The following is a 13,387-nucleotide window of genomic DNA, read 5'->3' as shown; positions in this document are numbered from 1 at the left end:
CCGGCGTCGCTGCCGTGGGGCTCTTGCGCGGTCAGCCGAGGAACGGGCGTCGGCCCCGTGTGCGCCGCTTCACTGCGCGAGCGACGGCCGCCGAGATATCGACGGATGCGACGACGGCGAACTCGACCGGCGACTCGATCACCGCCGCGATGCGCTCGGCTCGCGACGCATCCGGGATCCGGGAAGTCGCGACCAGCACCGTTCCGTTGGCCTGGTCCCGCACGGGAAACCAGTTCTCCGCGAGATAGACCTCATCGGGCCACTGGTCGACGAGCTCGTGATCCACGTGGGTCCGCGCGAGATTGATGGCCGGGAGATTCCACGCGTGGGCGAGCACCGATCGGAGGGTGACGGGTTCCACGACCCCCTGGGAGACGAGCACTGCGTCGATCGCTTCTCCGGAACGCGCGCGCTCGACGAAGGCGCTGGCCAATTGCTCGGCGGACACGAGGCCCGATTCGACGAGCAGGTCGGCGAAAGCGGTGCACTCGGCAGAAGTGTCATCGCTTTCCGGGTTCATGTACCCCATTTTTGCGAATCCTGTACCCGGGGGCCATTCCCCAGTAGGTGGGACAGAACGACCAGTCGGGCGTCGCTGAGCCGGAAATGCGTAAGGCCCCGAATCGAAATTCAGGGCCTTACCGGTGTGAGCCTCGAGCAGTTCAGTGCGACCACCATCTGCCCCGGTTTTGCCGGATTCCTCGGTCGGATCTTGAACTTACCAAATGGATCCTGCCCCGATGGATACAGACAGGAGGCTAACGCTTCCGAGGACGAGCCCCACAATTGCTTTGGCTTTCCCGGCGCCGTTGAACTTAGACAAATTCGACAGAGCTACGATCCCGAAAATGACGGCGAGGATGTCTGGGATCCCGCCCAAGAACCATCCGACAAAGAGCGGAATGCCCATCAACACGAATCCCACAATTCCGAGGACCAGCGATGCCGTTGCTGCGGAATTGGTCAGCGCAACCGGCGCGGCTGGCCCGGGATTATGGAAGTTCTCGGTCCAGAGAACGCCGTCCCAATAGCGGAGGCGACCCGACGCCGGGTCGGGATACCATCCGGGAGCGACTGACGTCCGGGCGGGAACTATAGGCATTGTTGAGTCGAAGTCAGTCATGGCGAGAGTGTATCCACGGTTGGTGGGGCCGTCCAACGGTGACGCCTGGGGAATGCCCACCTGCGCTGGCACATGCACCCTCAGAGTCCGCTGGTCGAATGACTCGGTCTCTGCGGGCCTCGCGTCATGCGTGTGCGCTGGCGAGTCGTCCGGGCAAGGAAAAACCCCCGGAGTCTCACTGATTCCGGGGGTTTTACTGTGAGCGATACTGGGATCGAACCAGTGAGAGCGACACTGGATGATCTGCCGCAAATCCGGGCTTTCGTCCCATGTTTCAGGGCCGTCTGACCCAAACGAAGCGCAATACCGAGCGACACTGGACGCGTTAGGTGGACATGAGTGGGCACTAGATATTGCGTAGTTATTGCGTTCGTGGCCCGATATTGAGTCCGACTTGGGTAAGGTCGGCATCATGGCCAGTGACCTACCGACCCCGAAGCAGGCGAAGAAGCGGAAGAAGCGAGAGCCGTTTGGCGCGATTCGAAAGCTTGGATCCCGGCAGCAGGCAAGTTACCCCGGACCTGACGGGGTGCGGTACAACGCGAAGCATACGTTCGACAATCTCACGGACGCTCGCGCTTGGCTCACGCGTGTTCGCGCGAGCATCAACGAAGGCACCTGGACCGTGGGTGAGGCCCAGGGAGAGATCTCGGCAGCAAGGTCGCGGGGTGTCACTCTCGGAGAGTACGCAGTCCCGTGGATCGCCACCCGTACTGGGCGAAACGGGAGAAAGCTGGCGGTTCGCACGCTTAGGGAGTACGAGCGCCTTCTGCGCACCGAACTTGCCCCGATTGCCACTACCCGAATCTCCGTTTTGACTTCGGCGGAAATTCGGAAGTGGTACAGCGACATGCTCGCTACGGGGAAGCTGACACAAGCGGCGCGTTCGTACGGTCTTGCGACGTCCATTCTGGCGACGGCCGTTACCGACGGCCTGATAAGACAGAACCCGTGCAACATACGCGGCGCACAAAACGCCTCCACTGGCGTCGATGTCACTCCCCCGGTTGCCGAGCAACTTGGAATCCTCCTCGACACGATTGCCCCGAATTACCATGCCGCAATCATGCTCGGTACCTGGGCTGCATGCAGATACGGCGAAGTTACGGAGCTGCGGCGCAAGGATATTCGGATTCTGAGGAACGCAGATGGATCGGTGAAGACTGTTTTCGTCTTCGTCTCTCGCGGCGTAACTCATACCACTGAGGACGGCTATGTCATCGGAACGACAAAATCCGAGGCAGGCATTCGAGAGATCGCGATGCCTCCATTCGCGAACGACGTAATCGTCAACCACTTGCGCGACAACGTCGCGAGTGACCCGGAGGCGCTCTTGTACACAAATTCGACCGGAACCGGGCACCTCCCGCGATCAAGCTTCGTGGACCATTGGGATCCGGCACGGATTGCGGCCGGGAGACCTGACCTCCACTTCCACGCCCTAAGGCACTATGGGGCAACCAAGTTCGCACAAACCGGTGCAACGCTCAAGGAGATCCAAGACCGTCTTGGGCACTCAACGGTTGGCGCAGCGATGCGATACCAACACAGCACTGGCCGTGATGAGGAATTGGCAGCGCGGATGAGTGAACTTGCTGGCGGGTAGCACGTGCGACCTTCCAAATCGGGGTTCCCTGAGAACTGGTCTGTGGCGCACGCGCACATTGTGCGACTGATAGCGCAGAAGCGCCCCAGCCTGCGTGTAGCAGGCTAGAAAGACCTCGGCCGCGCACACCCGCCGCCTCCTGGCCTCTGTGCGCGCCGACCAGCATCTGGACGCCAACCGGCCTCGACCGCGCACGCGGCCGTTTACGACCGCAGGGCGCGCGACGCACCAATCTTCGCCACGACGTTTTTTGCCCTAAATGAGACAGACTTGTGACTATCCGAGGCTGCGCGATGTCGCGAGACTCACCTACGGCGAACCTGTCTGGAGACATACGTGACGCGAGAAGTGTATCCACGCGAGGTAATCCAAATAGCCTTGGCGGCTGCGGAGGGATTTCCCTTTGAGCGGTTTGCCCAAGAAATGCATTCGCACGCAGTCGGCGCTAACTTCGTACCGACGGGAGGAGTTGGCGACGGCGGAGCTGACGGTGTTGTCGAAGGGCTCTACGAAAACTCGGCACGCTCGACTTCATTCTTCCAAGCGAGCATCCGGCCAGACGTTGAGCAGAAGATTCGCTCGACAGTGAAACGACTTAGGGACTTCGGCCGAGAGGTGACAACTCTCGTCTACTTTACATCTCGGCAGGTCTCGACATTTGACGCGCTCGAAGCGAGATTGAGCGACGACCTTGACGCGACGATTCGCATTCGCGATGCGACATTCTTAGTTGGACACATAAACGATAACGCCGTCACGGCTCTCGCGTTCAGACAGCACTTATCGCACTACGCCGCGTACCTTCAGCAAGTCGGATCAAGCAAGTTGATCCCAGTTTCGGCCCATGTCAAATCTCCAGCCGTGTTTACGTTTCTTTCCCAAGAAGTGCAGAGACGCCGTGGCGACACAACCTCTCTACACGCCATGATCGATGCCCTCATACTCTGGGCATTGGAGGGGACAGATCCGGATAAGGCACTTTTCATGTCGCGTGATCAGGTCTTAGGAAAAATCCTGGAAGAACTGCCATCGGTGGAGCAGCTCGTCCAAAATGAGGTGGGCCCGCGGCTTGAAGAACTTTCACGCAAAGGAAATCGAATCGTGCGCTGGCATCAGAAGGAGGATCACTTCTGCCTCCCGTTCGAGACGCGCTTGGGAATCGAAGACGAGAATGCGACTGATGTCCTACTTCGTGACTCAGTTGAGGAGGGCCTAAGGCGGAGAATCCGATCTGGTGGAACAGTCCTTGAAACAGACGTAGAAGACGCATCTAAGGTTGCCATGCGCACCCTTCAGCTGACATTCGAGCGTCAAGGCCTCGAATTTGCCGCCTTCTTGCATGACCCGCAGTTAATTAGGGACTCGCCTGAGGTCGCTTCGTCAATCACCGACGCGCTATCGATCTGTGGTGTGCACGGTAGGGCAGCGATTCGGATCGGCCCGGAGGTCTTCCGCGCCCTTCGAGACGTTTTGTACAAGTCCACTGATGAGGAACGGCTCTACCTGCACAAACTCTCCGCTACCTATGCCCTTTTGTTCATTCTGAACACGGAGCCACGGCTCATGGAATTCTTCCAAGATATGACCGGCGACTTCTATTTGTACGTCGGTGCAGATCAACTCCTGAAGGCGTTGAGTGAACAGTACCTGGAAGAGCCAGATCAAATGGCGCGAAATGCACTTCGGATGGCGAGCAGCCTTGGTGCCACACTCGTTCTCACCCAGCCGGTGCTTGAGGAGGTAGTGGGGCACTTTCGCGCTGCCGACTTTGAATTCAGGAATCACATCGCTGCGGCCGAGCAGTACATGACCTACGAGGTAGCGCGGAATGTCTCTCCGATCATGGTGCGCGCCTATCTGTACTCGCGAATCAACTCCGACCTTCAAACGAAACCAAAGAGTTGGCAGGCTTTCGTACAACAGTTCTGCTCGTATGAGGAACTTCATAGAGGCGGCGGCGAAGACGATTTCCTCAAGTATCTAGTCCGCAAATTTCAAATGGAGTTCGCTTCGCTTGACGAGCTTGAGGACCTCGTTCACGGTGACGATGTGGCCGAGCTTTCGCGAAATCTAGCTCCCTTGAAATCGCGAAAAGAACTCGCCGACAACGATGCTCTAATGGCGCACGCTGTGTTCGGTCGGCGGACTGCCCATAAGGAAGCCGCCTCTACGAATGAATTTGGGTTCAGCACGTGGTGGCTCACAGGCGAGACTTCGATCCTGAAACACACGAAGGCTCTAGTTGCGGCGAACCGGGGGGCAAGATACATCATGCGGCCCGAATTTCTCCTGAATTTCATTTCGCTCGCTCCTTCGGCCGACACGGCGCGTAAGGCTTTTGAACATATTTTCCCGACACTGTTGGGGATCAGACTTGCGCGTCGCATGGACGAGAGCGCATTTGCAAAAGTTATGCAGAAGGTGGACGAAGCGTCGTCGCTGGACGAGGACCGACGGGGTGCTGCGATCGCGTCCATCGTCGACAAACTCAAAGGCGATTTCTCCCGCGAATATATGTCTGATTATGCCCAAGGCAGCAACAACTCGATCGACGTGGCGGCCGCACGACGAGACGAGGAATGACGGCTTCGATGAGCGCGGAGGCCGCTCATCGACTAGATCCGGCCGTGTTCGTCTGTCAGCGACGGGCCGATTGGGGACGGTGACCGGCGCATCGCAGCAAAGCGTGGGTACCCGTATCCGATCGGTGAGCCCTCGCCGCGCCTCGCTCCGTCTTCCACACCGCGCTCGCCGCGTCCCGCAACGCCGGCGGGGTGCTGGCGCCGCCGCGCCCCCGTCGCGGACCACCGCGCCCCCGTTACGCGATCGTCGATCGCGCCGCGCCGTCACGTCGGCAGGCAGAAGTCGGCCGGAACCGGCTGGCCGTGATCGTCGTGATGGCGGGGAGAAGACGAAGGGCGGGACGATGCTTCACGGGCGGCGTGGCGGCGGCTGTGAGAGGCGCCCGCGGAGCAGGGCGGTGGCCGCGCACATGGATTGAACCATGACATCGCTACTACTCGACCGGCTAGAACTCGAACCCGACTACGCGCTCCAGGAAGCGGTACCTGACTTGTTGGTTTGGGAATCACTGACGTCTGGCGGAAGGTGCACCTGGTTTGAAGCCGACCGAAAGGTCACACTGATCGGGGTCGACCCCGCATTCACCTTTCTTACCCTCAACTTGGACCAGCCCGCCGAGACCAGCACGCGGTTCTGCCAGATGACGGGCGGGATGCACGGAGGTTTGCTGATCGAAATCGGTGGAGGCGCGGGCGTTGGGATCGTCGCTCCCTGTGACGCCGGCCGTGGGCGACGAGTTACCGTCACCGAGAGTTCCCCTTGGGAGTACTCCACCGCGGATGAGCTCGTTCTCTTGCCGCGCGACGCGGTGATGCCGATCGCCTGCGACTGGCTGATACACGGAGACCTCAGCCCGAAGTATCGTCTTCGGCCCGTGGAGGGCTACCCGATGCCGGCCGTGAGTCGGTAACCGCGGCGCTCACCGGCGAGGCATCAACTCCGAGGCACGCGTATCCCGCGAACCCAGGGCTAGAGCCGAGTATCGATCGTGTCGTCTGCCCACAAAACCAGCGCGCTGCGTGGCATGCGGCGGGCCGATTGACCCACGTTTGGTCACGGTGTCGGAGTGCCTCACGATGTGCGACCCGAACTTCATGGTCCAGCAACGAACCTGATTGGCCTTTCGCCGGGCTAAAGCTCGTGCCACGATGATCCGATGAACACCAAGGTGACCCCGCTGCACCCGGAAGACGACGAGAAATCGGAAGAGCTCGAAGGGGATGAAGAGTGGCTGGGGACAGGGGCGCCGGATCTCGACCCCCAGTGAGAGGGAAGTCCGAGGCGGACGGCGGCGCCAGCTGATTTGGACATGCAGAGCGCTGAACAGTTCGCTGACTCGGGCCGCCGCGTTCAGCTGCTTCCCGAACGGTACGAACAGGGCGCCTCTCCCCTGACCGGTCGTTCTCAGCCGAGTAGATCGCCCACCTTGCTTCGATCTCGGTGATCCTCCGGGCGACGAATGCTTCCGCCTCGGACTGGAACACTATCTCGTCGCGGCAATTCGGCAGCTGCTAGATCTTGAAGTAGATCACACCCAGTTTCGCGGCGCCTTTGGTGATCACCGGCAAGCTCTGGCCGAAGAACAACATCTCCCTTCACACGCCGAACCCATCTGGAGTCCACGGCGCTCGCCGGCATGCATGAGGGTCCGAGTCACATCTGAGCCACACAGGCGGGGCGCGGGTACCGCTCCTCAACGCGAGCACGCCGGATAGCAGGAAGAAGACGGCGGTCAGCCGTTGGCATGAACGCGACGGGGTGACGGCGCGGGAGTAGAGGGCGCCGCGGAGGCATGGTGGGAGCGTCCCGGGGACGCGCGGCTGTGGAACTCCGCCGCATACATATAAGGGAGTGAAGGAGTGAACCCGATGACACGTAACATGCTGACCCGGCTGTGGTCTCGGTTGAGCTCCGAACGTGGTGACGCAGACCCTGTACTGACGATCGTGTCGATGTTCGTCTCGGCGCTCATTGCAACCGTCGTCCTCGGGGTCATGGTGATCATCATTCAGTTCGGCGGGAACTTCGTCACCGACCAGGTTCGCTCGATCACCCTCGCAACCGCCCAGAAGGCCTGGTCGCAGGACTCGAGCAACGCCTCCGAGGTGAAAGTCCGCGACACCCAGCAAGCCACCTTCTATGAAGAGCCCGGCTACCGACCCGGCGTGTATGTCGCTCGCGGCGACGACAAAGCGAACCAATGCCGCAAGTCAGTCTGGACACTCGACTCCGGAATCCTGACCAACACCGTCTCGAAGTTCTCCCAGCCGAAGTGTGACCTGGTCACGAACGCTGCCGGAGTCCAATCAGTGGACCCGAACATCACCCCACTGTCATCGGTGAAGTCGTTGACACTCGCCGGGCTTTCGACTTCCACGAAGATCGTTGCGACGAACGCCGCCGACCGGGACCTGCACTACGTCGCCGGGCAGGAAATCGGTCTTGCAACCGGGTCCGCGGTGCCGTCCACCAACGCTCGTGCGACCTGGTGGAGAAACTACGAATGGGCTTTCACCCAGCCGGAGCGCATCAACCTGGTCGGCAAGCTCACCCTCCCCGTTTCCGGCCCTCGCCCCTCAACCCTCCGCGGAGACACGAGCATCACCCCAGTCAGCCAAGGCATCGCTGGCGCGCCCGAAACCCCTCCAACGCAAACGGTGTACGACCCCAGCATCGTCACCAACCTGAAAGTCACCCGTTCCTCTACCATCGGCACTGTCATGGGTGGTGTCCGTGAGGGTATCAACGTCCAGTTCGGCGGGGTGTCCTGCGGCCCGTACTCCACCCGATACGACATCGTCTGGGCGACTGGCACGGTCGGCGCGACGAAGACCCGAACCGCGTCCGCGGAAACGTTCGACGCACCGTTGCCCACTGACCTCGACAAAGTCCAGAACGGTGCTGTCGGTGAAGTCACCGTCACCGCGTCCTGCCCGACCTCCACGAAGCCGTCCGTAGCGACCTTCCCGTACACGCAGCCGCTTCCGACACCGGTGCTCACCGCGACCGCCGGCACCCCGCCGAACGTACACACCCTCACCTGGGCGCCAGTCACCTCCCTCGCCGCTCAGTACACAACAGAACTCAGCCGGAACGGCGGCCCGTACGCTGTCAACGCGACCGCCTCCCCGAACCCGACTACCGCTACCACGGAGACCATCACCTACCCGCTCGGTTCCACCTACGGGGTGGACATGGCCAACCGGGTAACCGCAGCTGTCGGCCCCACCGTGAGCTCCCCGTCAGCGCCACGAACCGTTCTGACACCATGGCCGTTCATCCTGCCGCCGGGACTCACACCAACCTCCACCGGTCTGCTCCTCACCGTCACCTCAGACGACGCGGTCTGCCCCGCCGGCACCCACCCGGAGTACACCCAGACCCGGAACTTGAACGAAGCCGGCACCGAGCCGCCCTCCGTCTGGTCGGCGAACCCTGCCGTGCAATACACGCTCGGTGAAGGTGACCAGGCGGTCATCACCGGGCAGGCCCGGTGTGTTTACAGCCCGGCGCAGGTTTCACCCGGCAGCGCCCCGGTGACCGTCACGTTCGTGCAGCCGATTACCACTAAGCCGGCGCCGCCGACGGTAACGACTCCGAATCCTGCCAACGATTCCGACCCGATCCCCGTCACCTACCCGACGACCGGCTGCCCGGTAAACACCACCCCCGAGTACCAGATCCGCTACAGCGTCAACGACGGAGCGATGAGCTCCTGGACTGCATGGTCAGCCGCGACCACACAGCCGGTCGTCGGCGTCCAGCAGGGCGACAAGCTGATCCTCGACGTGCACGCCCGATGCGTCTCCCCCTACACACAGGGGCCTCCCGGAACGACGACCACCACCACCTGGGTTCGTCCGATCCCCGCACCGGCGGCAGCCATCGCCGGACACGACGCGGGCGGGCCGTCCGGCATCGACGACGACCGGTTCACCTACACCGCGGTCGTCTGCCCGAACACCACCGTCCCTGCCTACCTCCGTGACTGGTTCGTGGCCGGAATCGGCGCCGGCAACGACCCGACCTGGGTACGTACCCTCAACATGGACGTCGCCACCAACTGGGGCTTCAACTACAACTACGCCGTCTACGCCCGCTGCGAATCCCCGTACACGGTCTCCGGACCAAGCGCCGGCGCGACCACCGGGTGGCCCACATCGATTCCTACCCCCAACGGCACTCCTACCCTGAGTCTCTCGGCCTCCTCTGCCCAGGTGAACACGACCTTCGGCGTAAGTCTGGGCGGAGTCTCCTGCCCCACCGCTCTCCAGCTCGTTTGGACCGTTGCCCCGAACGGAGGGCAGGTTTCCGGGTCCTTCACCACACGTCATAGCACCACCGGTCCCAGGACGTACACCGCGTCGGCGCTCTGCCACTCTTCATACTCGGGGCGAGACGGGCCAGCGAAAGCAGCACGCCCGGCCACAATCACAATCACCGCAGCGCCAGTGCCGGGTGCGCCGGGCGGGGTTAGCGCGCGATGGGCGCAGGGAAGGGCTGGCGGTGCCGCCTCAGACATCACTTTCGGGGCTGTTGCAGATGCGACAAAATACGAATATGGCGGGCACTACAACGGCGCGTGGGGGTCCACCGCGGATACCGCAACGGTAGTCGCCTCATCGGGCAACTATCAACTCGATTCGCTCTGCACTAACCAACTCGTGACATCAGCAGGGGCGAGAGCTAGGGCGGGGAACTCGACCGGATGGTCCGGCTTCACCAGCGTCCCGGCGTCGCCACTCGGACCGGTCAACTCCTGCAGCTAACAAAAAACAAATGCTCCCGCGGTTTGTGACCGCGGGAGCATTTGTTTTTGTTAAGAGATGACTGCCCAAACTGACGGGTCGGCCTGGTGAGCGACGAAATCTGTGGCGTAGGCAAGTGCGGCTGACTGGCTGCCGAAGTAGTGCGCACCGGCACCACGGGTCCCGGCAATCCAACGCCAAGCGAGTGGTGCACCAGATCCATCAGATGAGTACACCGAAGTTACTACAATCAGGTTCTTCGAGGTCATCGAACCGAGTGAGTCCACCTGGCTTTGAACCGCTCCGTTGAGAGAATCCCCGGCGGATGCTGAGACCTGAGCTGCAGCTGCCGTCTTCGCGGCCGCATCTGCAACAACAACCGCAGGAAGCGGCTGGGTCCGAGCCACAACGATGTTCACACCAGCACTCGTCGTGTAGATGACCTTTCCAGCGGCCGAAAGGTCCGAGTAGTTCCTCTTCAGAGCGAGCGTCTCGTCAGCGGTGAGCTCCTGTCCGACCGTGATCGTCTCAGCGGTAGGTGCCTTGACGACCGGTGCCGTGGTCGGCTTCGGCGTGGCAACAGCGGTGGAGCTGTGCGTGGGCTTCGGCGCGGCCGTGTGAGCCTGCGGGGTGCAACCGGCGAGGGTGCCGATGACGGTCGCGGCGATGATAGCGGCGAGTGCCAGATTGGTAGTCAGTGTCTTCATGTTGAGCTCCGTTTGTTTCGGCGCCCCTGAAGACACCTCCTTTCCGTTTTGACGGTGGACGCCTTATCCACTTGATCACCAGCATTATGCGCGGCGATGTCAACCCGAGCGCGACTCCAGTCGTATACGTGGATTCCGTAGGCCGCTCTACCTCCCTAATATGCGGCCAAACGGCTTTCGCCGCGCATAGCCCGATACTGCACAAACTCATCTCGGAATCACTGTTCCTTCTCGCTGGAACCGTAAAGCTGACAATGCTCACTCCGGATTGTCAAGGTTTGCGAGTCCCCACGCTCTTGGTCCGGGCTCATGGAGATGGGAACCCGAACTCTGCATCTGGCTCCACCTCGATGGTGTTCGTCTGGCCGTTCTGAACGAACACAACCTTTGCTCCCACAAACGCCTTTTCCGCCTCGGCAACAGAGGCCCAACGAGGGGAGAAGGCACCGAATCCTGACACGGACATATTCATCCGCACTCGGCGAAGGTGGGAACCGTCGACGCCGAAGTCACCTTGCAACGTGCTGTGATCCATCAGAGGGAAAGCGGATCCGTCGGACAAGACGATGGTCCCGTTGGTAGTCGACATGTTGAGCAACGGGTCAGTTCCCCAGATTCCGGTGAAGTCGGGGGCCGAGAGGAGCGGCAGCTTCGGCGGAGTTAGAGCTGCGTTGTATGGACTGTCTGAAGCGAGGATCGACGTGACAGAGATCATCCACACGGGGAGACTTCCATCGGCCAATGAGACTCGCGATATCTGCACCGTTTGCGAAGCTGATGTGTAAACCGGAGTTTCTCCTTCGGCAGCGCCCGTCAGGGCAGTCGGGTCGAGTCCGTCCGGCAGTACCGCTGGCACAGCTGTCGAAACGGTGATATCTCCTGACGATGCGTAGTAGATCACACCAGCTGCTGAGGTTGCAGCGGCCGCCCAACCGTTCGAGTTTGCAATCACGGTCAGCGGCTGATCGGACGCCGGCAACAGTGGGGCACCTGCAGCGGTGACCGACGCAGCTGGCTGACGGGGTGCACCCGAGCCCACAGAGAAGAAGAGCGGCGCCTGGAGCTCCGACAAGTCCCCATAGGAGGCAGAGCCGTTCGCGGCAAAGAAGGCCGCCTCCGCAGTGCGCACTGAACCTAGCGTTGCCTTCGCCGCCTCATCCTGCGACCAGGGTAGAACAGCGAACACTGTCGCAGCGATGACCCCGCCGATGATGCCGATGACGAGCACGCCAACCATGATCGAGGCGAGGTCGATTGCACCAGTGCTGTTCTTGAATGCAGCGCGAAGCGACTTCACGTTTCGACGCTTGAGACGCGATTTCACACCGCGTGCAGTGAGGGTTGGGCTGACGGTCATGCTGGGTCTCCGTTCACGAGATGTCTTGGTTTCGGTGGCATTACAGGCACTGAAATCTGGCCCGGTGCCCTGCCTTGTATGTGTGCGGCGAAGGACGGCGCCGCAGTATCGGATAGGTAACGGTTCGACGGCTACAGCATCCCCACTGCCCCGACATCGAACTGCACGCCTGGGCGCACGTCGAAGGTCATCAACCCGGGGTCTGAGTCAGTCCCACCCGACGAGTTGCGATACCAGGCGGAACCGTTGTCGAGGGTTGGCCCCTGGATGTGGTGACGCTGCCACCCGTTCGGCAGGCGACCAATCAGTCTGTACGCCGGGCAGTGATAATGACCTGTGGCGACGACGTCAGCATCGAACAGCGGCCCGCCGCCGTGGGCTTGCTTCGAGAACCAGTCGCCGAACTTGCCCGGCCCGGCCTGGTGTCCGTGCGTGAGTCCGATGCGATGGCCGACAAAATCGAAGGAGAGGCTCTCGGAGTATTGGTCGGTCGGCTTCACGAATGCGACGTCGAGCCCCTGGGCGTGGGTGATCTTCTCGACCTGCTTGTGGACGTGGAGGCCCCAGTCGTCGCTCGGCTTTCCTAGTGCTTGTTTCCCGTTCCGCCAAGCCGAGTGGTTGGAGGGCACACCAGCTACCGTGATCGGCACCCCGTGGCGGGCCATCATGCGGATCATCTCGTACAGTTCGGTGGCGTAGACGTCGACCTGGTCCATGAGCGAGAGGTCGTTCGTGAACGCTTGACCGGCGGTTTGCGCGAAGGATTCGATACCGTCTCCGCCATCAAGAAGGGCGAGGGAGCTCGGGCGGTCCCGCGTGATCTGTTCATCGAGCAGCTCGCGCTTCTCTGCCATGCGCTCGATGAGCTCGACAGTGCCACCGCGGTGGTCGGTCTTGCCTGCCTGGAGGTCTGTGAACAGTACGGCCTTGCCGACGTCTTTGAGACGAGTCGGACGGAGCGGGCGGGGCTTCCGAGACCGGGCTGCGGCGTAGAGAGCTGGCAGGTCCGAGCTGGACTCTTCCGCCTTCTCTGTTTTCGCACCAGTACGCCGGGGCGATGACCGCCACTCGCCGGAGGCGATCTGCCAGGTCGAGTTGAGCTCAAAGCCGGCGGGCGGGACGATCGTAGGAAGTGCGGGGCTTTCGATGGTACTGGTGGCTGTGTTCATGGTTACGGTTACCCGATCTGGTTCTGTATTACTGGCGTCGCCCTCTCCTGGACTTGAATGCCGCCGGGTTGATGGGTACCCGGCGGATGCTGCT

General features: G+C 61.5%; 9 protein-coding genes. 4 read left to right on the top strand and 5 right to left on the bottom strand.

Annotated features, from left to right (window positions below):
• Window positions 1-31 precede the first annotated feature (31 nt).
• Window positions 32-520: a GspE/PulE/PilB domain-containing protein gene (locus tag ACVXZ4_RS08465; protein WP_461797778.1), complete on the bottom strand. Its 489-nt coding sequence runs from the start codon at window positions 518-520 to the stop codon at window positions 32-34.
• A 198-nt stretch (window positions 521-718) separates the two neighbouring features.
• Window positions 719-1,123: a DUF2510 domain-containing protein gene (locus ACVXZ4_RS08460; protein ID WP_461797777.1), complete on the bottom strand. Its 405-nt coding sequence runs from the start codon at window positions 1,121-1,123 to the stop codon at window positions 719-721.
• A 412-nt stretch (window positions 1,124-1,535) separates the two neighbouring features.
• Between ACVXZ4_RS08460 and ACVXZ4_RS08455 the strand changes: the two genes are divergently transcribed.
• From ACVXZ4_RS08455 to ACVXZ4_RS08440, 4 genes are all read left to right on the top strand, one after another.
• Entirely contained in the window at window positions 1,536-2,729 is a 1,194-nt protein-coding gene (locus ACVXZ4_RS08455) for a tyrosine-type recombinase/integrase (RefSeq protein WP_461797776.1), read from the top strand.
• Between the two features lie 336 nt (window positions 2,730-3,065).
• The gene (locus ACVXZ4_RS08450; RefSeq protein WP_461797775.1) at window positions 3,066-5,312 is read left to right on the top strand and encodes a hypothetical protein; all 2,247 of its coding nucleotides are present in this window, start codon (window positions 3,066-3,068) and stop codon (window positions 5,310-5,312) included.
• A gap of 421 nt (window positions 5,313-5,733) precedes the next feature.
• The gene (locus ACVXZ4_RS08445; RefSeq protein ID WP_461797774.1) at window positions 5,734-6,222 is read left to right on the top strand and encodes a hypothetical protein; all 489 of its coding nucleotides are present in this window, start codon (window positions 5,734-5,736) and stop codon (window positions 6,220-6,222) included.
• Between the two features lie 958 nt (window positions 6,223-7,180).
• Entirely contained in the window at window positions 7,181-10,081 is a 2,901-nt protein-coding gene (locus tag ACVXZ4_RS08440; protein ID WP_461797773.1) for an RHS repeat domain-containing protein, read from the top strand.
• 50 nt (window positions 10,082-10,131) lie between these two features.
• Here ACVXZ4_RS08440 and ACVXZ4_RS08435 read toward each other — a convergent pair whose 3' ends face one another.
• From ACVXZ4_RS08435 to ACVXZ4_RS08425, 3 genes are all read right to left on the bottom strand, one after another.
• A complete protein-coding gene (locus tag ACVXZ4_RS08435; RefSeq protein ID WP_461797772.1) occupies window positions 10,132-10,767 on the bottom strand; it encodes a hypothetical protein in 636 nt (211 codons plus the stop codon).
• Window positions 10,768-11,074: 307 nt separating this feature from the next.
• Complete coding sequence (locus ACVXZ4_RS08430; protein WP_461797771.1) at window positions 11,075-12,124, bottom strand: hypothetical protein; 1,050 nt, start codon at window positions 12,122-12,124, stop codon at window positions 11,075-11,077.
• A gap of 131 nt (window positions 12,125-12,255) precedes the next feature.
• On the bottom strand, window positions 12,256-13,293 hold the full coding sequence (locus tag ACVXZ4_RS08425; RefSeq protein WP_461797770.1) for a hypothetical protein: 1,038 nt from the start codon (window positions 13,291-13,293) through the stop codon (window positions 12,256-12,258).
• Window positions 13,294-13,387 lie beyond the last annotated feature (94 nt).

Source organism: Lacisediminihabitans sp. FW035 (genome assembly GCF_054880895.1).
Note: the sequence above shows the minus strand (reverse complement) of the source record. Positions and strands in the feature narration are given on the sequence as shown.

Coding starts and splice junctions, on each gene's coding strand:
- ACVXZ4_RS08465 (WP_461797778.1), bottom strand. CDS start 520: ATGAACCCGGAAAGCGATGACACTTCTGCCGAGTGCACCGCTTTCGCC.
- ACVXZ4_RS08460 (WP_461797777.1), bottom strand. CDS start 1,123: ATGACTGACTTCGACTCAACAATGCCTATAGTTCCCGCCCGGACGTCA.
- ACVXZ4_RS08455 (WP_461797776.1), top strand. CDS start 1,536: ATGGCCAGTGACCTACCGACCCCGAAGCAGGCGAAGAAGCGGAAGAAG.
- ACVXZ4_RS08445 (WP_461797774.1), top strand. CDS start 5,734: ATGACATCGCTACTACTCGACCGGCTAGAACTCGAACCCGACTACGCG.
- ACVXZ4_RS08440 (WP_461797773.1), top strand. CDS start 7,181: ATGACACGTAACATGCTGACCCGGCTGTGGTCTCGGTTGAGCTCCGAA.
- ACVXZ4_RS08435 (WP_461797772.1), bottom strand. CDS start 10,767: ATGAAGACACTGACTACCAATCTGGCACTCGCCGCTATCATCGCCGCG.
- ACVXZ4_RS08430 (WP_461797771.1), bottom strand. CDS start 12,124: ATGACCGTCAGCCCAACCCTCACTGCACGCGGTGTGAAATCGCGTCTC.
- ACVXZ4_RS08425 (WP_461797770.1), bottom strand. CDS start 13,293: ATGAACACAGCCACCAGTACCATCGAAAGCCCCGCACTTCCTACGATC.